The following is a 20,386-nucleotide window of genomic DNA, read 5'->3' as shown; positions in this document are numbered from 1 at the left end:
TCCTACTCGGGACCGTAAACGCTCAGGAACGGTCGTGGCGATCCGGATCTCGAACCTCCACCTACGGGATACAACCAACTACCGGTATGTCGTTGTTCCCGCGTCCCGTGTAAACAGTCGGCTGGTCTTGCGTGCCCTTACTCTTTCCTGTCCCGATATGCCGCAGATATGGAGATCCTGAGGGACACCTGAGAAAAAGTGTCCGGCGCGGAATTCGTACTGAAGCGCTTTGTCGGAGCGTCAATACATCGTGCGTCCCACTAGCCTCATAGGCGTGGCATCGAACCTGGAGCGAAATCTCGCCTACGTGGAGGAATCCGTCGTGGAGGACGAGATCCTCGTCAGCGCGCGCGAACGGGCCACCGAACTCGGCGCGGCACCCGTGCCGCCGTCGGTCGGGGCCCTGCTGAGCATGTATGCCCAGCTGCTCGGTGCGCGCGCAGTCGTGGAGGTGGGGACCGGCGCGGGTATCAGCGGCCTCTGGCTGCTCGACGGTATGCGCGAGGACGGCACGCTGACCACGATCGATTCCGAGCCGGAGCATCAGCGCGCGGCCAAGGAGGCGTTCCGGGCCGCCGAGATCCCGCCGGCGCGCACCCGGCTGATCAACGGTCGCGCCCTGGATGTGCTGCCACGTCTCGCCGACGGCGCCTACGACTTGGTCTTCATCGATGCCGCACCGCTGGAGCACCCGCAGTACGTCAGCCAGGCCGTGCGATTGCTGCGCGACGGGGGCGCGATCATCCTGCACAACGCGCTACTCGGCGGTCGGGTCCCCGATACGACCCAGCGCGATCCGGCCACCCAGGCGGTGCGCGCCGCGACCCGGGCGATCGCGGAGGATCCCGAGCTCACCAGCGTCCTGATCCCGGTCGGCGATGGGCTGCTCTGCGCGTCACGGGGCTGATTTCGGCACCACCCGCGGTACCGGCCCGGCGTGGCGTCCTTCGTGCGCGATCGGACGGAATGGCCACTGGGCGAGGCGGTTTCGGCGGTGATATCCGGGTATACCGTGGAGAAACCGGAACCTCAGAGGTGCAGCCATGGTGTGGGAACGCGGTTCGGAGATCATCGAAGGGGCCCATATCGGCCACATTGTCACCGAGCGGCGGGCGCACAGTTGGCTGTTGCTGATCTTCGGCACCTTCGGATTCATGCTCCTGGTAGCGATGATTGTGCTTTTGTTGGTCAGCAATGCCGATTTCGATACCGGGCCGACCGAGGCCCCGCCGACTTCCGGGACCTGTGCACCGTTCTGCACGGCCGATATCCCGTCACCGGCGCCGGGCGGCACGCCGTAATTGATCCGAACGCCACGGCCCGGGCTTATCCCGAAGGGGCCGTGATGTTCTGGAACAACGATGACGACGATCGGGTGGACTGGGGTGGCGCCACCGTCATCTTCGCGCTGATCGTGCTGCTGGCGGTCGCCGTGCTCATCCTGGTGAGCACCGCGGATTTCGGTGATCGCACCAGGCCGACGGCGCCACGCACACCCGGCCCGTGCGAGCCGTTCTGCCCGGCGCCGTGATCGTCAGACCCAGACGCCCTTGCCGACGGTGACCACACCGCCGTTGCTCACCGCGAAGCGATCACGGTCCCGCTCCAGATCGACGCCGATGATTTCGCCCTCGCCGACCACCACGTTCTTGTCCAGAATGGCGCGCCGGACCACCGCGCCGCGTCCGACGCGCACGCCGGGCATCAGCACACTGCCCTCGACCGTGGCGCCGTCGTCGACCATCACATTGGCGCTGAGTACCGAATTACGGACGGTCGCGGCGGACAGAATGCTGCCCGCGCCCACGATGGATTCCTGGGCCAGCCCGCCCTGGGCGAATTTGGCGGGCGGCAGATTCTCGGCCGCGCCGCGGATCGGCCAGTGCCGGTTGTAGAGGTTGAAGACCGGGTGCACCGAGACCAGATCCATGTGGGCGTCGTAGAACGCGTCGATGGTCCCGACATCGCGCCAGTAGCCGCGGTCGCGTTCGGTAGCGCCGGGGACCTCGTTATCGGCGAAGTCGTAGACGGCGGCCTCGCCCGCGGCCACCAGCGACGGAATGATGTCGCCGCCCATATCGTGGTCGGAATCGGAGTTGTCGGCGTCGGCGCGGATGGAATCGACGAGCACCTTGGTGGTGAAGACGTAGTTGCCCATGGACGCGAAGGTCACATTCGGGTCGTCCGGGGTGCCGGGCGGATGAGCGGGCTTCTCCAGGAACTGGGTGATCCGGCCCGACTCGTCGGAATCGATGCAGCCGAAGGCGCCGGCCTCGCTGCGCGGCACCCGGATACCCGCCACCGTGACGCCCGCACCGGAGTCGATGTGATGGGAGACCATCTGCTCCGGATCCATCCGGTACACGTGGTCGGCGCCGAAGACCACGATGTAATCCGGGTCCTCGTCGTAGATCAGATTCAGCGACTGCATGATCGCGTCGGCGCTGCCGGTGTACCAGCGCGGGCCGAGACGCTGCTGGGCCGGGACCGGCGTGATGTATTCGCCCGCGAACCCCGATAACCGCCAGGTCTGGGAGATATGCCGGTCCAGTGAATGCGATTTGTACTGCGTGAGCACGCACAACCGCAGGTAGCCCGCGTTGACGAGGTTGCTCAACACGAAGTCGATGAGCCGGTACGCCCCACCGAACGGTACCGCTGGCTTCGCTCGGTCGGCGGTGAGTGGAAACAGGCGCTTGCCCTCGCCACCGGCGAGCACGATCCCGAGTACGTGCGGCTGGCTCCTCACAGTGCCCAAACTACCGTGAAGTACGGGCGCAGGTGGCCCCCGCCGACCCGAGCGTCTACTTTGAATCGGTGAGTTTCGGCACGGACGGCGGGCGCTCGGTAGCGGGATCCGGTGCGACCGAGCAGGGACGCGGCGATACCGCAGCGGGTACCGTCGGGTCCGAGCACGGCGACGCGGCGCCGGTGCGTGACCGATTGCGTGTCGCGATGCTGACCCGCGAATATCCACCCGAGGTCTACGGCGGTGCCGGGGTGCACGTCACCGAGCTGACCGCGCGACTACGGGCGTTGTGCGAGGTCACCGTGCACTGCATGGGGGCGCCGCGCGCGGATGCCGTGGTGCACCAACCGGATTCGACGCTCTACGCGGCCAATGCGGCGCTCCAGATGATGTCCGCCCAGCTCCGCATTGCCGATGCCGTCGGGCAGGTGGACGTGGTGCATTCGCACACCTGGTATACCGGCCTGGCCGGGCATCTGGCCGCCACCCTGTACGGGATGCCGCATGTGCTCACCGCGCATTCGCTGGAGCCGAGGCGGCCGTGGAAGGCCGAACAACTCGGGGGCGGATACCGGCTGTCGTCGTGGTCGGAGCGCAATGCCATCGAACACGCCGATGCCGTCATCGCGGTCAGCCAGGGGATGCGCCACGACGTTCTCGACGCCTACCCGACATTGGACCCGGACCGGGTTCACGTGGTGCACAACGGGATCGACGCGGCCCTGTGGCATCCCGGACCCGTCGCCGCGGGCGCCCGGCCGGTCCTGGACGAACTCGGGGTCAGCGCCGACCGGCCCATGGTGGCCTTCGTCGGCCGGATCACCCGGCAGAAGGGTGTCGGGCATCTGCTGGCCGCGGCACGCGAGTTCGACCCCGAGATCCAGCTCGTGCTCTGCGCGGGTGCGCCCGATACCAAACAGCTCGAGGTCGAGACCGCCGCCGCGGTCGCCGAATTACAGCAGCGCCGCGGCAATGTGTTCTGGGTCCGCGAGATGCTGCCCACCGAGCAGATCCGTCAGATCCTCGCCGCGGCCACCGTATTCGTGTGCCCGTCGGTCTACGAGCCGCTCGGCATCGTCAACCTGGAGGCGATGGCCTGCGCCACCGCCGTCGTCGCCTCCGATGTCGGGGGCATTCCCGAGGTTGTCACGGACGGGGTGACCGGCCGCCTGGTCCACTACGACCCCGTCGCCGCCCTCGACTACGAGCGCGCCCTCGCCGCCGCGGTAAACGAGGTCGCCCGCGACCCGATCCTGGCCGCCGAATTCGGCACCGCCGGGAGAGCCAGAGCCATCGCCGAATTCGACTGGTCGAACATCGCCGCCCGCACCGTCGAGGTCTACGACCACGTTCGCAAGCTCTGAGCCGCACCCCGTACCCGTTCCCACAGACCGTCCGCATGCCTCACAGAGCCTGCACCCTCTGTGAGGCGTAGGAACTCTCTGTGAAGACCGCGACTATGCCAGTTGGGGGCGGTACACGGAGATTGTTACCGAGGCGGTTACCTCGGTGGTGGTGGGTAGTGCGGCGATGCGAGGGTCGGCTGTCGCGGGCGCGTGGAATGCCGAGGGGCCCATGCCGATGACGTGCGCGATATCGTCGCGGGACAGGTTCATCGGGTAGTCGATGACCATGCGATCGAGCTGATCGAAATGACCCGCCATGGAGTCGGCGAGGCGGCGGTTCTTATCCGGATCCACCGTCACCATGTCCAATGGGCCGATCAGCTCGGCCAGATGGCGGGGGGTGGGGGTGGCGACGACGAAGCGGCCGTCGGCGCGCAGCACCCGGGCGATCTCGGCGGGGTTGCGTGGGGCGAAGACGGCGAGTACTCGGCTCATGGTGTGGTCGGCGATCGGCAGACCGCGCCACGCGTCGGCCAGCACCGAAGCGGCACGCGGATGTGCGCGGGCGCAGCGGCGGGCCGCGGGTTTTGCCACGTCCAGCGCGATGCCGAGGGCCGCGGGCGCGGCGTCGAGTACGGCGGCCAGGTAGTAGCCGGTGCCCGCGCCGACCTCGAGCACGGTCGCGGCCGGTTCCGCGACGGCCGCGACCACCGCGTCGGCGATCGGTGCGAAATGCCGCGCGCCCTGAAAGGCCGCGCGGGCATCGAGCATGGTCGCGGTATCGCCGGTCATTTTGGTCGACGCGCCGGTCAACAGGCTGACATAACCCTGCTTGGCAATGTCGAAACCGTGACCGCGCCCGCAACGAAGCATTCGGTCTCGGACTTCGAGCCCGAGACCGCACTCCGGACAGGCCAGCAAGCCGGCCACTTCAGCGAGTGCCGAATGACTAGCTGGTGACACTCTTCAGTTCGTCGCCGAGCGCCGCTGCCTCATCCGGCGTGAGTTCGACGACCAGACGCCCGCCACCCTCGAGTGGAACCCGCATAACGATTCCACGCCCTTCTTTGGTTGCCTCGAGGGGACCGTCCCCGGTGCGGGGCTTCATGGCCGCCATCCTCTGCTCCCTCCAGATCTGCGCGGTTTTCTGCGCACTTTCTTGGAACTCCAGTTGTCACCAACCAGCGAGCCCACCGGCATTTGGCGAGCTACACCCGTCCCATTCTTCCCTATCGCCGATGTGGACGGATACCTGAGTTCGAAATGTGACCGCTAGGTCGGTGTCGGGCAGGTCACTCTAGACCCAGCAATCGGCCAGATGATCGTCCACCATTCCGGTCGCCTGCATCAGCGCGTAGGCCGTTGTCGGGCCGACGAAACGGAATCCGCGTCTCTTCAATTCTTTTGCCAGAGCGACGGATTCGGGGCTGGTCGCGGGCACATCGGCAAGTGTGCGCGGGCGCGGGCGCGGGTCGGGAGCGAACGACCAGATCAGCTCGTCGAGCCCGATGTCCAGACGCTGGGCGACCCGGGCGTTGGCGATGGCGGCCTCCACCTTGGCCCGGTTGCGGACAATGCCGGTATCGGCCAGCAATCGCGCCACATCCGCGTCGTCGAATGCGGCCACGCGCTCGATGGAGAAGCCGGCAAATGCGATACGGAAAGCGGGCCGCTTCCGCAGGATGGTGATCCACGCCAGTCCCGATTGGAAGGCCTCGAGGCACAGGCGCTCGAACATGGCGTGGTCGCCGTGCAGCGGCTGTCCCCACTCCAGATCATGGTAGTCGCGATACAGCTGCGATCCCTCCGACCACGGGCAGCGGAATCGGCCGTCGGGAGCGAGTTCGGCGGTCACTTCGACTCGGGGGTGGGCTGCGACGCGTCGCCGCGATCGGAACCGTCCGGCCGCCTATCGCCGTTCGACTGCGGATGCTGTGACGGTTGACCGGTCGTCGTACTCACCTGCGGCGGTGTGATCGGCTGTGACTCGGCGGACGGCCGCTCGGCATCGGCGGTCCGCGCGGGCCCGGGGGATGAACCGCCGCTCGGCTGCGAGCCGCCCGGTTCGGCGATGGGTGCGGGCCTGTGCTGCTGCGGTGTGACAGCCTGCTGTGGACCTGTCAGCCCGGCCAGCGGTGACTGCGCGGCATTCTGGGTTTGTTGCTGCGGCGCCTGGGTGCCGCGCGGCACCGCGGTGGAGATCGCGGCACTGCGCGCGTGCGCCAACTCCAGTTGTAGTTCATCGATGCGGGCGGCCAGCCGTGCCAGCGCCCAATCCACTTCGCCCGCCTTGTACCCGCGCACCACCTGCTGGAATCGCAGCGCTCGTACGTCCGCCCCGCTGATCCCCTCCGCGGGTAGCACGGTGGCCGTGGTCCCCTCCGGTAGCGGCCCCAATTCCTCTCCGCGCCCGAACACCGCACTCGCGAGCAGGAACAGCACCGCGGCCACCAGACCGACGATCAGCACGTACAAAAGCAGCGTGAGCATGCCCCGAGCTTATTGGCCCGTACCGACACCCGGATACATCCGGTCCGGCGGAAATCGGTCCTCGAATACCGCCAGCGGCGGGCAACCGCTCCGGAACGTGTCTTACAGGTGGCGAGTGGTGTCGATGCCGAGGGACATGCCCGCCAGACCGCGGCGGCGCACCGCGAGCTTGTCGGCGACCGCGACAAGGGCCTTGGCGGAGGCGCTTTCCGGGTCGCGGAGCACGATCGGGGTGCCCTCGTCGCTCGCCTCGCGCAGCGCCTGCTCGATCGGGATCTGACCGAGCAGCGGGACGGTGGCGCCGACCGCGCGGGTCAGGCTGTCGGCGACGGTCTGACCACCGCCGGAGCCGTAGAGCTCCATCCTGTTGCCGTCGGGCAGGTCCAGCCAGGACATGTTCTCCACTACGCCCGCGATGCGCTGCCGGGTCTGCAATGCGATCGAACCCGCCCGCTCGGCCACCTCCGCGGCGGCCAGCTGCGGGGTGGTGACGACCAGGATCTCCGCGTTGGGGATCAACTGGGCGATGGAGATGGCGACATCGCCGGTGCCCGGCGGCAGGTCGAGGAGCAGGACGTCCAGATCTCCCCAGAACACATCGGCGAGGAACTGCTGTAGCGCCCGGTGCAGCATCGGGCCGCGCCACACCACGGGCGTATTCCCCTGGGTGAACATGGCGATCGAGATGACCTTCACCTCATGCGCCACCGGCGGCATGATCATCCGCTCGACCTGGGTCGGACGCTGATCGGTGCCCAGCATGCGCGGCACCGAGTGGCCGTAGATATCGGCGTCGAGCACGCCGACCGACAGTCCGCGCGCGGCCATGGCGGCGGCGAGGTTGACGGTGACGCTGGACTTCCCGACGCCACCCTTACCGGACGCCACCGCGTACACCCGGGTCAGCGAGCCGGGCTGGGCGAACGGGATCACCGGATCGGCGGAGTCGCCACGCAGCTGCTTGCGCAGGTTGGTGCGCTGCTCGTCGTCCATCACATCGAGTTCGACCGTGACCGCGCCGATACCCGCGACGTCGGCCACCGCCTTGGTCACCCGCTGGGTGATCTCGGTGCGCAACGGGCAGCCCGCCGTTGTCAGGTAGATCACGATATGGACATTGCTATCGGCGCCGATCGCGACGCTTTTCACCATGCCCAGTTCGGTGATCGGCTTACGGATCTCCGGGTCGTCGACCTTCGCGAGGGCGCCCCGCACATCCGCTTCCGTTACCACTGGCATAACCACGATTTTAGTGGTGTCAGATCCGGGGCAGCTCCGCGGGCTTCGGTGCGACCCCGGTGTTGTACGAATTGGCCCACGCCATGACGTTCGCGACGTAGGCCATCGAGTTGTTGTACCGCAGGATGGCACGGGTCTGCTGGGCCGTATTGCGCATATTCAAATTGCCGGCGCAGAGGTACTTCCCGGCCGTCAACGCCGCGTCGTAGAGGTTCTGCGGGTCGGCGATTCCGTCACCGTTGCCGTCGGCGGCGTAGCGCTTCCAGGTCTCGGGCAGGAACTGCATCGGACCCACCGCGCGGTCGTAGCCCGCGAGGCCGTCCAACTCACCGTCGTCGCTGTCGTGGATGACATTGTTGCCCCACAGTGAGCCGTCGAGGACCGGACCGTAGACCGGGGTGAGCGGATTGCCCTCGGCATCGGCCTTGCCGCCGAAGGCGTGGGTCGATTCCACCCGGCCGATTCCGGCCAGTAGGTACCAGGGCATCCCGCAGTCGGGGTTCTCCGCGATCAGCGTGCGTTCGGCGTTCTGGTAGGCCGCGATGGCGACGCCGGGGACACCGAGCTGTCCTGCGGGCATGTTGGCGACTTCCCGATTCGCGGGCAGTGCAACGGATTTGACGACGGGTGGTGCCACGGTGCCCTGTTTGGCCATGGCATGCGCGACGGCTTCGTCGAGAGACTGGGATCTGAGGCCCAGTGCGTCCTGATCATCCCCCGGAGACTGCTGGATTGCGGCCTGTTCGGCGGTGTCCAGGTCGGATGCGCCTGCGACGGTGACGATTCCGGCGGGGACCAATCCTGATAGCGCGATTACAGAGCTTCGCCCGATATTCACAGACGAAGGTTTTCGGTGACGCCCCACTGTGTGGTGACCCTCCTCCGGCTTCCCGAAGGACTCGCTGACGAGCCCTCGTTGGATGAAGGAGAGACTACCGCATTCGAGACCTTTTTGTTACTACTTCGTGACCTGCTCTGATGTTTGGTTTCAGCCTTGTGGCGGAACGGGAATCACGATGTTGAACGGCAGCGTGATGCCCGGCTGCTGGGTTGTCGTCGGCGCGGTCTCCGGCGTGGGTTCCGTGGCCTCGGGCACCCCGGGCTCGGGCGTCTTGGCGGGCTCCGGCGTCTGCTCGGGTGCGGGCGCCTGTTGGGGCGCGGGTGCGGGTGCGGGTGCCTGCTGATTGGCGGCGTCCGGCTGCGGCGGTGTGCAGACCGGCTGCGGCTGCTTGGCCTGCTCCGGCTGCTGGCGCTGCTCCGGCTGCTGGCGCTGCCCCGGATGTTGCGGATCGCCCGAACCGAAGCTTTCGGCGGGGGCGACCGGCGCCTGTGCCAGTAGGCCCGGACGCGGCATCGGCGCGGGAACCGCCTGCACCTCACATGGATTCGCGGGCGGAGGCGGCGGCGGGCAGAAGATGCCGCAGGGGATCGGCGGCAGGCCGGGGATCGTGATCATCACCTGGGTCGGCCTGGGCGGCTCGACCGTGGTCCGGGTATTCGGTGGCGGTTCGGACGTGGTGGTCGGCGTGGTGGTGTTGGCCGCCATGACATCCGGACCGGCCTGGATCGGTGTTTGGCCGGGCGGGATCAGGTCGGGGGAGATCCTGACCTGACTCGGCGTGCCGCCGGTCCGGTAGGCCGCCGACCAGCGCAGCACATTGGCGGCGTAGGACATCGAGTTGTTGTAGCGCAATATCGAGCGCAATTCCTGGGCCGGGTCGCGCAAATTCAGCCCGCCCGAGCACAGGTATTTGCCCGCCGCCAGGGTGGCGTCGAAGATGTTGTGCGGATCGGCGACGCCGTCGCCGTTACCGTCGGCGGCGTAGCGGCTCCAGGTGCCGGGCAGGAACTGCATCGGCCCGATAGCGCGGACATAACCGCCGTCGGCGGCCTTGATGACCTCGTTACCGGGCAGGGTGCCGTCCAACGCCGGTCCGAAGATGGGGGTGACCGAGGTGCCCGCGGCGTCGGTGCGCCCGCCTCCCGCATGTCCGGATTCGATGCGCCCGATACCGGCCAGCAGGTTCCAGGTCAGGCCGCAGCCCGGCATCGAGGATTCCAGTGCCAGTTCGGCATTGCGGTAGGCGGCCAGTACGACCTGCGGGATGCCGAGCGCCCCACCGGTGGTGGGCAGTGTGATGTCGCGCAGAGGAATCGCCCCGGCGAAGGGGGCGATTCCGTCAGCGGGAGGAATCATAGCTGTGAGTTTGCGGGGTGTCTCCGGAGTGACCGGTAGCAGTCCGACTGTCCGAGACAGCTGGGCGTCTGTGGCCGTCGCCGCCGCGTTGCTGGATCCGCCCACCCCGCTGGACGCGGCCAGCAGTGCCTCTGGTGCCTGCGGCGGCGTACTGGACGTGGTGGTGTTGGTGGTCGATCCTGTGGCGACGAGGCCCGCGACGACCAGGACCGAGACGGTTATCGGAGCAGATATTCGCATTCGGCCACACCAATCCTCGGACGTCGTGAGAGCGGGTGTCCGGGACATCCACTGCCCGGCCTGCTCGGGACAACGTTGTCCAGGTTACCCATCGGTCAGGAAGTAATTGAGCATTTCCGGTCATTGATCAACAACTGGTGGCGGAATGGGCCCCGGCGACTGCTTCGGACCGGAGCTTTTCTTGCGGCGCGCCTTTGGGGCCGTGTCGGTGGGAAGCGCGCGATCCGCGGATCCGGCGGCCTCGATTCGGTCCAATACCTCTCGCATCTCCTCCAGTTCGCGGCGCAGGTAGTCACGAGTGGCCACCTCGCCGACCGCGATTCGCAGTGCCGCCAGTTCGCGGGCCAGAAACTCGGTGTCCGCCTTGGTTTGTGCCGCCCGCGTCCGGTCCTCCTCCAACGCCACCCGGTCGCGGTTGTCCTGCCGGTTCTGCGCCAACAGGATCAGCGGCGCCGCGTAGGCCGCCTGGGTGGAAAACGCCAGATTCAACAGAATGAACGGATACGGGTCCCAGCGCAATGTCACAACGAAGACATTGATGAGGATCCAGACGATGACGACGATGGTCTGCATCGCCAAATACCGCCCGGTACCGAGGAATCGGGCCACCCTTTCGCTGCTGCGGGCCAATGCCTCTGCGTCCCAGTCCAATCGGAAGCGCGATTCGACCGGCATCTCCAGCCGCTGCCGCGCCGGACTCTTCTCACTCATGTCCGGCGACCCCCTCGTCTGCCTCGTTCTGCTCGCGCCAATCCTCGGGCAGCAGGTGGTCGAGCACGTCGTCGACGCTGACCGCGCCGAGCAGATGATTCTCCGTATCCACCACCGGCCCGCATACCAGGTTGTAGGTGGCGAAGTAGCGGGTCACGGTGCCCAGCGGGGCGTCGGGGCGCAGCGGCGCGAGATCGCTGTCGATGATCCCGCCGATCAGGTGCGCCGGTGGTTCGCGCAATAGTTGCTGGATATGGACGCAGCCCAGGTATCGGCCGGTCGGGGTGGCGGTCGGCGGGCGCACCACGAAGACCATGGAGGCGAGCGCGGGCGTCAGGTCCGGATTGCGCACCCTGGCCAGCGCCTCGGCGACCGTGGTGGCGGGCGTCAGGATCACCGGCTTCGTGGTCATCAGACCGCCCGCGGTATCGGGGGAGTGCTGGAGCAGCCTGCGCACCGGTTCGGATTCCTCCGGATCCATCAGCGCGAGTAGCGATTCCCGCTCTCCCGTGGACAGCTCGCCGAGCAGGTCGGCGGCATCGTCGGGATCCATCGCCTCGAGTACGTCGGCGGCCCGGTGGACCTCGAGGTGCCCGAGCAGGTCGACCTGATCGTCGTCGGGCAGCTCCTGCACCACATCGGCCAGGCGTTCGTCGTCGAGGGCCAGGGCGACCTCGATCCGGCGTTTCTCCGGCAGCTCGCGGAGCTGATGTGCGACATCGGCGGGACGCAGGCCCTCGAACTGTTCCAGCAGCTGGGTCACGTCCTGGCCCGGTCTGCCGATCTCATAGGGGGTCAGCCCGGTGACCCGGGTCCAGTCCACCACGTGCACGGTGCGCCTGCGGCCGATGCGCCGATGCCCGCGCACCGCCACCCGGGAGACCCGCCAATCGCGGGTGCGGGTCTGCTCGATCCCCAAATCCACCACGAAGACGTCCACCCCGGCCAGAGCGGGCAGATCCGGATCGTCGACACGGACGGCGGAATCCACGATCTGCGCGAGTGCCAGCAGTTCGCCGGGCCGTTGTGCGAACCGGCGCAGGCTCACCGTGCCGGTATTGAGCGTGACCACCCCGGGTTCGACCGCGGTCACCCGTAGCATCGGCACGAAAATGCGACGCCTGCTGGGCAGTTCGACGACGAGGCCGTGAACGCGGGGTTGCTGGCGGTCATACCGGATGGCCACGACGACGTCGCGGATGCGGCCGATAGACTCGCCGTCCGGTCCCAGCACCACCAGGCCGGCCAGCCTGGCGACGTAAACCCTGGTTGCTGCCATGGCTGCCAGGCTAGAGGTTCGCGGGCGGGTGTCCTTGCCACGCCACGGAGGACAGGAGTTGTTCATGAAGCCGCGCCGTTCGGTGCTCGCCTGCCCCGGCAGCAGCCAGAAGATGATCCAGAAGGCCAAGGGTCTGCCCGTCGACGAGGTGTTTCTCGATCTCGAGGATGCGGTGGCGCCGGTCGCCAAGGCCGAGGCGCGTGCGAATATCGTTGCGGCGCTGAATGAATCGGGGTGGGGCGATCAGCTGCGGGTGGTGCGGGTGAACGACTGGACCACCGAATGGACCTACGCCGATGTCATCGCGGTGGTCGAGGGGGCGGGCGCGGCGCTCGACGCGATCCTGCTGCCCAAGGTCACCGACGCCGGTCAGGTGCGGGCCCTGGATCTACTGCTCACCCAGCTGGAGAAGGCCAACGGCCTCGAGGTCGGCCGGATCGGCATCGAGCCGCAGCTGGAGAACGCCATCGGGCTGCGCAATATCGACGCCATCGCCACGGCGAGTCCGCGGGTGCAGGCGCTGGTCTTCGGGCCCGCCGATTTCATGGCCAGCATCAATATGCGCACCCTGGTGGTGGGCGAACAGCCCGAGGGTTACGACACCGGCGACGCCTACCACCACATTCTGATGACCATCCTGCTCGCCGCCCGCGCGCACGGTCTGCAAGCGATCGACGGCCCGTATCTGCAGATCCGGGATGTGGACGGTTTCAAGCGCGCCGCCGCCCGCACCGCCGCGCTCGGATACGACGGCAAATGGGTGCTGCACCCCGGCCAGATCGATGCGGCGAACGAGATTTTCAGCCCGCGCCAGGCGGATTACGATCGCGCCGAGGAGATTCTGGACGCCTACGCCTTCCACACGTCGGCGGCGGGCGGTGCGCGCGGCGCGGTGATGCTCGGCGACGAGATGATCGATGAGGCCAGTGCGAAGATGGCGCAGGTGATCGCCGATAAAGGCAGGGCCGCGCGAATGACGCGCACCACGCGTTTCACACCACCGGAAACTCGGCCGGAATAGCAGAATAGAGATATGACGAATCCCTTGGGGAACCCGAACCGCGCGCGACAGGGTCTGCCGACCCCGCCGTCGGGCTGGCCGGTGGGCTCCTACCCGACCTACGCCGAGGCCCAGAAGGCCGTCGACTATCTGGCCGACAATCAGTTCCCGGTGCAGGACGTGACGATCGTTGGCGTGGACCTGATGCAGGTCGAACGCGTGCTCTACCGGCTGACCTGGGGCAAGGTCATCGGCGGCGGCGTGGTGAGCGGCGCCTGGCTCGGCCTGTTCCTCGGTCTGCTGCTGAGCCTGTTCACGACCGGCGGTGCGTTCGGTCCGCTGCTGGTCGGCCTGGTCGGCGGCGTTATCTTCGGCGTGATCACCACCACGATCCCGTACGCGGCGACCAAAGGACAGCGTGATTTCGCCTCCACCATGCAGTTGGTGGCCGGTCGCTACGACGTACTGTGCGATCCGAAGTCGGCGGAGCAGGCGCGCGACATGCTGGCACGGCTGGCGATCTGACATATGGATGTCGTTGATAAGGTCCGCACCGGTGTGCTGGACCATTTCGGTGTGGACGCGTCGGGCGTCGATTCGGCGTCGGTGACCTTCCTCGGGCTGGAGCCCATCGAGATCCTGCGCATCGTGGACGGCGATCTGGTGCACTACGTGACGCTCGGCGGATCGCGTCACCCGATGGGCGATCCCGGTGATCTGATGGCGGATCCGGTGCGCGGGCCGCGCGCGGAGCTGGTGCTCACCCTGCGTTCCGGGACGGGTGCGGCGTCCGGACTGGTCAGGGCGCTGGGTGTGCTGGTGGCCGCGCCCGCGGTGGAAGGCGTTGTGCTGCAAGCCGATGCGCTACTCGATCTGGGTGAGCCGATGTGGGTGAATTCGCCGTTCACCGCGGTGCTGTTGAGCGACAGCGATATTCCCGAGGTGGTGCTGCCCGAGCCCGCGGACCCGGTGCGGTATCTGACGGTGACCCCGGTGACCGGGACCGAGGCGGCGTGGGTGCGGGTGCGCGGTGCGCAGGCGCTACGCGATGCCTGGGCCGAAGCCGGGATCGACGTACACGATCCGGCCCGGGGTGCGGCCTCGCTGTAGGCCCATCCCGCGGTCGCGGGTTCAGAGCCATTTGTTGCGACGGAACAGCGTGAACAGCGTGCCGCAGATCGTCAATATAACGATCCAGACGAGCGGATACCCGAAGGTCCATCGCAGCTCGGGCATATGGTCGAAGTTCATGCCGTAGATACCGGCGATCATCGTCGGCACCGCGGCGATCGCGACCCACGCCGAAATCTTGCGCATATCGGTGTTCTGCTGCACCCCGATCTTGGCCAGTGCGGCGCTGATCAACGCGCTGAGCGCACTGTCGAAATCGGTGATGCGCTCGGCGACGCCGGTGTGGTGGTCGGCCACATCGCGCATATAGCGCCGAATCTCCTTGGGCAGCGGCAGGTCCGGCTTGTTCCCGAGCGACTGCAGCGGGATCGCGAGCGGATTCACCGCCCGGCGCAGCTCGACCACTTCGCGCTTGAGCTGGTAGATCGACTCGATGGCGACCTGACTGCGCGGGGTGAAGACCTCTTCCTCCATGGCATCGATATCGAGCTCGACCGATGCCGCCACGTCGATATAGGAATCCACCACATAATCGGCGATCGCGTGCAGCACCGCGCCGGTGCCGTACATCAGCATCGCCGATTCGGCCTCGAGTTGCTTACGCACCGAGGCCAATCCGGAGTGCTCGCCGTGCCGGACCGTCACCACGAAGTCGGGCGCCGCGAACACCATGATCTCGCCGGTCTCGACGATCTCGCTGACACTGTGCAATTCGTGGGGGACATAGGCCACCGTTCGCATCACCAGCACCAGGGTGTCGTCGTAGCGCTCCAGCTTCGGCCGCTGATGCGCCTTGACCGCGTCCTCGGCCGCGAGCACGTGCAACTCGAATGTCTCCGCGATATCGGCCATCTGGATCTCGTCCGGGTCGTGCAGGCCGACCCACACGAAGCCCTCGCCCCGGTTGCGCACCTCGGCCAGCGCGTCCTTGTGGGTGAAGAGTCCCGGCAGCCGCTTGCCCTGGACGTAGACGCCGCAATCGACGATGGCCCGCGCGGTCGGGACCGGAATGCGCGGCCGCGGCCGCGCTGTTCGACCCGAACCGCGGAACGAGGGCATGGATGGCACATCGCCGATGCTACGTCGGGCGGTTGGTCCATGCCGTATCCGCGCGACCGCAGCGGGACCGCCGTGGCCCTGTGGGCGGGGCCTGACCGCACCCACCGAGGATCACGCACTGTAAGACTGAAGGCGTGCGCATCGACCTGCATACCCATTCGACCGCCTCCGACGGTACCGACACCCCGGCCGAACTCGTGCGAAACGCGGCCGCGGCCGGCTTGGATGTCGTCGCGATCACCGATCACGACACCACCTCGGGGTGGGGCGAGGCGGTGGATGCGCTACCGAAGGGTTTGACCCTGGTGCGCGGCATGGAGATGTCCTGCGTCGGTCTCGGCGAGGACGGCTGGCCGGTCCCGGTGCACCTGTTGGCCTATCTGTTCGACCCGGCCGATCGGTGCTTCGCCGAGGAACGGGAGCGGTTGCGGGCGGAGCGGGTCGAGCGGTTGCGTGCGATGGCGGAGCGGATGCGCGCCGATGGCCTGCCGATCGATCCAGAGGCGGTGCTCGCCTCGGCCGGGCCGTCGGCGGGGCGGCCGCACCTGGCCCGCGCCCTGGTCGAGGCGGGCGTGGTGCCGAGCGTGGACGCGGCCTTCGCGGAACTGCTTGCGCCGCACGGCCCGTATTACGCCGAGAAGGCCGATACGCCGCTGCGCCGGGCCGTGGAGATGATCGCGACCGCGGGCGGGGTGAGTGTGCTGGCGCATACCAGAGCCCGTAAGCGCGGCAGGCTGCTGGCTCTGGACGACATTCGCGAGCTGGCCACGCTCGGCCTGGGCGGGCTCGAGATCGCGCACCCCGATCACTCGGCCGCGGACCGGGCCGTACTGACCGAGCTCGCCGACGAACTCGGGCTGCTCATGACCGGCTCATCGGACTACCACGGCGCCAACAAGACCATCCGGCTCGGTGAATTCACCACCGACCCAGCGCAATTCGAGGAGCTTGCGGGTAAGGCCACCGGCGTGCCCGTGATCGTCGCGTGAGAGTGGTGCGTGGGCTCAGCGGGGTGGCGGCCGCGGGGACGTTCGTGCTCACCCTTGTCGTCGTCGGTACCGCGTTCATCGGCGGGCGGCGCGGATTTCCGGGTCCGGGCGGAGAATCCATCGCCTGGCATGTGGCGGCCTCCGCGACCGTCATTGCCGCACAGGTTTTTTCGGATAGACATCGGGGTTTTGCCGCTTTTTCCGGATCGATGGTCGTTTTTATGGTGGCCGGATTATTGCTTTGGACACAGTGGTGGAGTTGATCTTCCCGTACTAGTTGCGGGCGGGTGAATTGTGGTCGAACATTTCTCTTTGTGACGGAAATCGAGACGGACGTCCTCGTTCTCGGCGGTGGTCCCGCCGGTGCCTGGGCCGCCGTCTCGGCCGCCGCCACGGGGGTGCGCGTGGTGCTGGTCGACAAGGGGCGGTGCGGTACCAGCGGACCGACGGCGTTCGGCATGACCTCGCTCTGGAACATCCCGCCGGGAGCGGCCAGGGACGAGGCGGTGCAGCGCGGCTACGCGCACGGCGGATACCTCGGCGACCCGGACTGGATGTATCGGGTGCTCGACGAAACGCATCGGCGCGTCGAACAGTTGGCGAACTGGGGTTACCGGTTCCCTGGCGACGGCCCGAACGGCGGCGGCGCGCTGCGGGTCTGCCTGGACGGGGCGAGTTACCTGCGCCGGATGCGCCGTCGCCTGCTGGAATCCGGCGTGCGGATACTCGACCACCATCCGGCGCTGCAATTGCTCACCGACCGGGACGGCGTGGTCGCGGGGGCGACCGGGGTGCAACGGCACAACCGGTTCCGGCCATGGACCGTGCGGGCGGGGGCCGTGGTCGTCGCGACCGGCGGCTGCGCCTTCCTCTCCGGTGGCGCGGGCACCGACGTGGATACCGGTGACGGTTTGCTGCTGGCCGTCGAGGCGGGCGCCGAACTGTCCGGTATGGAGTTCTCCAGCGCCTACGGCCTGGCGCCGGTGCTGAGCTCACCCTCGACCGCGACGCATTCGAGTTTCGCGCCCGGGCTGGCCCTGCACTTCGCGACGCTCTACGACGAATCCGGTGCGGTCATCTCGGGACACCGGTCGGCGGCCTTCGCGGCGATCGCCGACGGCCACCGGATTTACGCGGCGATCGATGAGGTGCCCGAGGCCGTACGGATCTGGCTGTCGCGTCAGGGCCTGGTGGATCGCGCCCGGCGGGTGCCGTTGCGCGCGGTGCTGGAGGGCACGGTGCGCGGCACCGGTGGGCTGCGGATCACCGGAGCGGATTGCGCGACCACCGTGGCCGGGCTCTTCGGCGCTGGCGACGCCACCACCCGGGAACCGATCACCGGTGCGGTGAGCGGATTCGGCGGGCAGGGCGGAGCCTGGGCCATCGCCTCGGGGGTGTGGGCGGGCGCGGGCGCCGCGCACTTCACGCGCACCCGGGGCATTCCGGACGTGGCGCGGCCGGTGCCGGGCGCCGGGCTGCACGACCGCGCGCGGCTCGACCCCCGCGCGGTGATCGGACTCGTGCAGGAACACACGCTGCCGCTGCGCCGCAGCTACTGGCGCAGTGCGGGCAGTCTGCGCGACAGCATCGCCGAACTGGACGGGATGTGGCCGGGCGCCGAATCACTGCTCGGCGGCATCGGGGCGGACCGGCTACGGGCCAGGCAGGCCGCTGCGCTGCTCGCGGTGGCGCGGTGGACCAAGCACAGTGCGCTGGCGCGCACCGAGAGCCGGGGTATGCATCGGCGCACCGACCATCCGGGGGCGGCCGACGACTGGCGGGTGCGATTGGTGTCAGGCGGGCTTGATGGCGTCTGGGTCCGGGCGCTAGCGCACCCCGTGGCCGGGGGCCTCCTCGCCCACGCCGCCGCTGAACCGGAGCTGGTTCCATCCGGGCGTACATCGGCCGGACAGGAATCGATACTCGCGGTCCCGCCCAGGACCAGGAACGGGGCGGATTCGACGCTCGACGCGGCCGGACGTACCCTCGCGGGGCAAGAGTCGGTGCTCGCCGCGCACGGACCGGCCTCCCACTCGGTCGATGTCGTGCCGGTCGCGCGCTCACCGGTGACCGAAACGGCCGAAACAATAGCGGAGACGACCGTCCGGACAGACACGGGTGCGTCGAATCACCGGAGTGCGGATCCGCTGCCGCTGTGACGGGATGTCCGGTCCCGATGCCGCCCGCCGGTCACGGATGCTCACCGTGTCCCGTCCCGCCCGCTGCGCTCTCTCACAATCACCAATCTCCGGAGGGCGAGTTTCCGCTAACCTGGGGGTAATTCCGTGGCCTTACCCTCGGAATATGGCGCGAAACCGGGATACGACACACCGGTTTGGCAAGTCGCCGGAACGGCTGGCAGAATGTTGCGGATTCCCCACCTTCGCCACCGCCGGGTACGGGAAGCACGACGACCCCCGCAGCGCGACGCACCGTCGCACCCGAGGATCGCCCCGCACGTTCCGTCCGGACCACCCTCCGGCTCCCGCAGTGCTCATCCGCTTCATCGGCTCGCCGACCGCCATCCCCTTCTGCGGATCAGTGCCGCGCACGATTTCGACATCGGCCGCCGGGTTCCCGACAACCCGAGCCGGACCCGAAACGTGCCGGTCAGCGCACTCGATGAGCGATATGAATCACCTAGTACCTATTACCCGGTGGTAACCGTCCCCCGGTTTAGCCCGACCCGAGCAGGAGTGAAATCGTGTCACCTGTGACTGACGCACCGAATGCCACTGCCTCCCTTTCCGAAATCACCCAGGAAGAGATTTTCGCGGGTCATCTCGGCGGCAAGCTCTCGGTCGAACTGTCAGCGCCGTTGGAGACCCAGCGCGACCTCTCGATCGCCTACACCCCGGGCGTCGCTCAGGTCAGCCGGGCTATCGCGCAGGACGAGTCGTTGTGCAAGCAGTACACCTGGACCGACCGTTTGGTTGTCGTCGTCAGCGACGGCACCGCGGTGCTCGGCCTCGGTGACATCGGCCCGCGCGCCTCGCTGCCGGTGATGGAGGGCAAGGCGGCGCTGTTCAAGAAGTTCGCCGGGCTGAACTCGATCCCGATCGTGCTGGACACCAAGGACGTCGACGAGATCGTCGAGACCCTGATCCGCCTGCGTCCGAGCTTCGGCGCGGTCAACCTGGAGGACATCTCCGCGCCGCGCTGCTTCGAGATCGAGAAGCGGGTCATCGAGGCGCTGGACTGCCCGGTCATGCACGACGATCAGCACGGCACCGCCATCGTGGTGCTCGCCGCCCTGAACGGCGCGGCCAGGGTGCAGGGTCGCGGCATCGACGGACTGAAGGTCGTGGTGTCCGGTGCCGGCGCGGCGGGCGTCGCCTGCACCAATATCCTGCTTGCCGCGGGTGTGTCCGATGTGACCGTGCTCGACTCGAAGGGCATCGTCAGCCGGGAGCGCGGCGACCTCAACGAGGTGAAAGCCGAACTGGCGCAGCGCACCAATCCGCGTGGCCTGAACGGCGGTGCGGCCGAGGCGCTGGCGGGCGCGGATGTGTTCCTCGGTCTGTCGGCCGGCCTGATCGCCGAGGAGCTCATCGCCTCGATGGCCCCGGAGTCGATCGTGTTCGCCATGTCCAACCCGGACCCGGAGATCCACCCCGAGGTGGCGCGCAAGTACGCCTCGATCGTGGCCACCGGCCGCAGCGACTTCCCGAACCAGATCAATAACGTGCTCGCGTTCCCCGGTGTCTTCAAGGGTGCGCTCGATGCGGGTGCGCGCCGCATCACCGAGGGTATGAAGATCGCCGCCGCCGACGCCATTCTCAGCGTGGTCGCCGACGAGCTCGGCCCGGAGAAGATCGTCCCCAGCCCGCTGGACCCCCGTGTCGCCCCGGCCGTCGCCGAGGCCGTGGCGGCCGCGGCGCGCGCGGAGGGCGTCGTCTAGTAGTACCGATGTCGAGAACGGGGCCGCTCACCCTCGGTGGGCGGCCCCGTTTCGC

At 67.9% G+C, this 20,386-nt stretch carries 20 protein-coding genes and 2 pseudogenes; 11 read left to right on the top strand and 11 right to left on the bottom strand.

Features of this window, described 5'->3' with window-relative positions:
• Positions 1–268: 268 nt before the first annotated feature.
• From AB0H61_RS17110 to AB0H61_RS17100, 3 genes are all read left to right on the top strand, one after another.
• On the top strand, positions 269–907 hold the full coding sequence (locus tag AB0H61_RS17110; RefSeq protein WP_357305224.1) for an O-methyltransferase: 639 nt from the start codon (positions 269–271) through the stop codon (positions 905–907).
• 136 nt (positions 908–1,043) lie between these two features.
• Positions 1,044–1,301, top strand: a complete 258-nt coding sequence (locus AB0H61_RS17105; protein WP_357304961.1) for a hypothetical protein — start codon at positions 1,044–1,046, stop codon at positions 1,299–1,301.
• A gap of 44 nt (positions 1,302–1,345) precedes the next feature.
• On the top strand, positions 1,346–1,531 hold the full coding sequence (locus AB0H61_RS17100) for a hypothetical protein (RefSeq protein ID WP_357304959.1): 186 nt from the start codon (positions 1,346–1,348) through the stop codon (positions 1,529–1,531).
• Between the two features lie 3 nt (positions 1,532–1,534).
• On the opposite strand, the gene glgC is transcribed toward AB0H61_RS17100, so the two are convergent.
• Entirely contained in the window at positions 1,535–2,749 is a 1,215-nt protein-coding gene (gene glgC, locus AB0H61_RS17095) for a glucose-1-phosphate adenylyltransferase (RefSeq protein WP_357304957.1), read from the bottom strand.
• 194 nt (positions 2,750–2,943) lie between these two features.
• Between glgC and glgA the strand changes: the two genes are divergently transcribed.
• Complete coding sequence (glgA, locus tag AB0H61_RS17090) at positions 2,944–4,113, top strand: glycogen synthase (protein WP_357305222.1); 1,170 nt, start codon at positions 2,944–2,946, stop codon at positions 4,111–4,113.
• A gap of 93 nt (positions 4,114–4,206) precedes the next feature.
• Here glgA and AB0H61_RS17085 read toward each other — a convergent pair whose 3' ends face one another.
• From AB0H61_RS17085 to AB0H61_RS17045, 9 genes and pseudogenes are all read right to left on the bottom strand, one after another.
• Positions 4,207–5,025: a putative RNA methyltransferase gene (locus AB0H61_RS17085; RefSeq protein WP_357304954.1), complete on the bottom strand. Its 819-nt coding sequence runs from the start codon at positions 5,023–5,025 to the stop codon at positions 4,207–4,209.
• 19 nt (positions 5,026–5,044) lie between these two features.
• Positions 5,045–5,212, bottom strand: a complete 168-nt coding sequence (locus AB0H61_RS17080; protein WP_011211259.1) for a DUF3117 domain-containing protein — start codon at positions 5,210–5,212, stop codon at positions 5,045–5,047.
• A gap of 180 nt (positions 5,213–5,392) precedes the next feature.
• Entirely contained in the window at positions 5,393–5,950 is a 558-nt protein-coding gene (locus tag AB0H61_RS17075) for a DNA-3-methyladenine glycosylase I (RefSeq protein ID WP_357304951.1), read from the bottom strand.
• A 356-nt stretch (positions 5,951–6,306) separates the two neighbouring features.
• A pseudogene (locus AB0H61_RS17070) lies at positions 6,307–6,585 on the bottom strand (DivIVA domain-containing protein); the annotation flags it as partial.
• 102 nt (positions 6,586–6,687) lie between these two features.
• Complete coding sequence (locus tag AB0H61_RS17065) at positions 6,688–7,824, bottom strand: Mrp/NBP35 family ATP-binding protein (RefSeq protein ID WP_357304947.1); 1,137 nt, start codon at positions 7,822–7,824, stop codon at positions 6,688–6,690.
• A 19-nt stretch (positions 7,825–7,843) separates the two neighbouring features.
• Entirely contained in the window at positions 7,844–8,689 is an 846-nt protein-coding gene (locus tag AB0H61_RS17060) for a lytic murein transglycosylase (protein WP_357304944.1), read from the bottom strand.
• A 123-nt stretch (positions 8,690–8,812) separates the two neighbouring features.
• On the bottom strand, positions 8,813–10,261 hold the full coding sequence (locus tag AB0H61_RS17055; protein WP_357304942.1) for a lytic murein transglycosylase: 1,449 nt from the start codon (positions 10,259–10,261) through the stop codon (positions 8,813–8,815).
• Positions 10,262–10,381: 120 nt separating this feature from the next.
• On the bottom strand, positions 10,382–10,972 hold the full coding sequence (locus AB0H61_RS17050) for a DUF1003 domain-containing protein (RefSeq protein WP_357304939.1): 591 nt from the start codon (positions 10,970–10,972) through the stop codon (positions 10,382–10,384).
• Positions 10,965–12,251: a CBS domain-containing protein gene (locus tag AB0H61_RS17045; RefSeq protein ID WP_357304936.1), complete on the bottom strand. Its 1,287-nt coding sequence runs from the start codon at positions 12,249–12,251 to the stop codon at positions 10,965–10,967. The genes AB0H61_RS17050 and AB0H61_RS17045 overlap by 8 nt, the downstream gene beginning before the upstream one ends.
• Before the next feature lie 64 nt (positions 12,252–12,315).
• Here AB0H61_RS17045 and AB0H61_RS17040 point away from each other — a divergent pair, with 64 nt between their 5' ends.
• The 3 genes from AB0H61_RS17040 to AB0H61_RS17030 are packed head-to-tail and all read left to right on the top strand — an operon-like array spanning position 12,316 to position 14,361.
• Positions 12,316–13,272: a CoA ester lyase gene (locus tag AB0H61_RS17040; RefSeq protein ID WP_357304933.1), complete on the top strand. Its 957-nt coding sequence runs from the start codon at positions 12,316–12,318 to the stop codon at positions 13,270–13,272.
• Positions 13,273–13,284: 12 nt separating this feature from the next.
• Positions 13,285–13,776 (top strand): general stress protein, encoded by a 492-nt coding sequence (locus tag AB0H61_RS17035; RefSeq protein WP_357304930.1) that lies wholly within the window; start codon positions 13,285–13,287, stop codon positions 13,774–13,776.
• 3 nt (positions 13,777–13,779) lie between these two features.
• A complete protein-coding gene (locus AB0H61_RS17030; RefSeq protein ID WP_357304928.1) occupies positions 13,780–14,361 on the top strand; it encodes a suppressor of fused domain protein in 582 nt (193 codons plus the stop codon).
• Positions 14,362–14,382: 21 nt separating this feature from the next.
• Here AB0H61_RS17030 and AB0H61_RS17025 read toward each other — a convergent pair whose 3' ends face one another.
• Positions 14,383–15,450, bottom strand: a complete 1,068-nt coding sequence (locus AB0H61_RS17025; RefSeq protein ID WP_357304926.1) for a magnesium and cobalt transport protein CorA — start codon at positions 15,448–15,450, stop codon at positions 14,383–14,385.
• Between the two features lie 125 nt (positions 15,451–15,575).
• Between AB0H61_RS17025 and AB0H61_RS17020 the strand changes: the two genes are divergently transcribed.
• The 4 genes and pseudogenes from AB0H61_RS17020 (at position 15,576) to AB0H61_RS17005 (ending at position 20,331) form a co-directional block, all read left to right on the top strand.
• Positions 15,576–16,430 (top strand): PHP domain-containing protein, encoded by an 855-nt coding sequence (locus tag AB0H61_RS17020; RefSeq protein ID WP_357304923.1) that lies wholly within the window; start codon positions 15,576–15,578, stop codon positions 16,428–16,430.
• A 44-nt stretch (positions 16,431–16,474) separates the two neighbouring features.
• Positions 16,475–16,693 (top strand): hypothetical protein, encoded by a 219-nt coding sequence (locus AB0H61_RS17015; protein WP_357304920.1) that lies wholly within the window; start codon positions 16,475–16,477, stop codon positions 16,691–16,693.
• Positions 16,694–16,744: 51 nt separating this feature from the next.
• A pseudogene (locus tag AB0H61_RS17010) lies at positions 16,745–18,253 on the top strand (FAD-binding protein); the annotation flags it as partial.
• 890 nt (positions 18,254–19,143) lie between these two features.
• Positions 19,144–20,331, top strand: coding sequence for an NADP-dependent malic enzyme (locus AB0H61_RS17005; protein ID WP_357305220.1), 1,188 nt, complete (start codon positions 19,144–19,146; stop codon positions 20,329–20,331).
• The last annotated feature ends 55 nt before the right edge of the window (positions 20,332–20,386 follow it).

It is taken from the genome of Nocardia sp. NPDC050710 (assembly GCF_040654375.1).
Classification (GTDB): domain Bacteria; phylum Actinomycetota; class Actinomycetes; order Mycobacteriales; family Mycobacteriaceae; genus Nocardia.
This window is presented reverse-complemented; position numbering and strand designations above follow the sequence as displayed.

Coding starts and splice junctions, on each gene's coding strand:
- AB0H61_RS17030 (WP_357304928.1), top strand. CDS start 13,780: ATGGATGTCGTTGATAAGGTCCGCACCGGTGTGCTGGACCATTTCGGT.
- AB0H61_RS17055 (WP_357304942.1), bottom strand. CDS start 10,261: ATGCGAATATCTGCTCCGATAACCGTCTCGGTCCTGGTCGTCGCGGGC.
- AB0H61_RS17080 (WP_011211259.1), bottom strand. CDS start 5,212: ATGGCGGCCATGAAGCCCCGCACCGGGGACGGTCCCCTCGAGGCAACC.
- AB0H61_RS17100 (WP_357304959.1), top strand. CDS start 1,346: ATGTTCTGGAACAACGATGACGACGATCGGGTGGACTGGGGTGGCGCC.
- AB0H61_RS17045 (WP_357304936.1), bottom strand. CDS start 12,251: ATGGCAGCAACCAGGGTTTACGTCGCCAGGCTGGCCGGCCTGGTGGTG.
- AB0H61_RS17065 (WP_357304947.1), bottom strand. CDS start 7,824: ATGCCAGTGGTAACGGAAGCGGATGTGCGGGGCGCCCTCGCGAAGGTC.
- AB0H61_RS17105 (WP_357304961.1), top strand. CDS start 1,044: ATGGTGTGGGAACGCGGTTCGGAGATCATCGAAGGGGCCCATATCGGC.
- AB0H61_RS17035 (WP_357304930.1), top strand. CDS start 13,285: ATGACGAATCCCTTGGGGAACCCGAACCGCGCGCGACAGGGTCTGCCG.
- AB0H61_RS17040 (WP_357304933.1), top strand. CDS start 12,316: ATGAAGCCGCGCCGTTCGGTGCTCGCCTGCCCCGGCAGCAGCCAGAAG.
- AB0H61_RS17050 (WP_357304939.1), bottom strand. CDS start 10,972: ATGAGTGAGAAGAGTCCGGCGCGGCAGCGGCTGGAGATGCCGGTCGAA.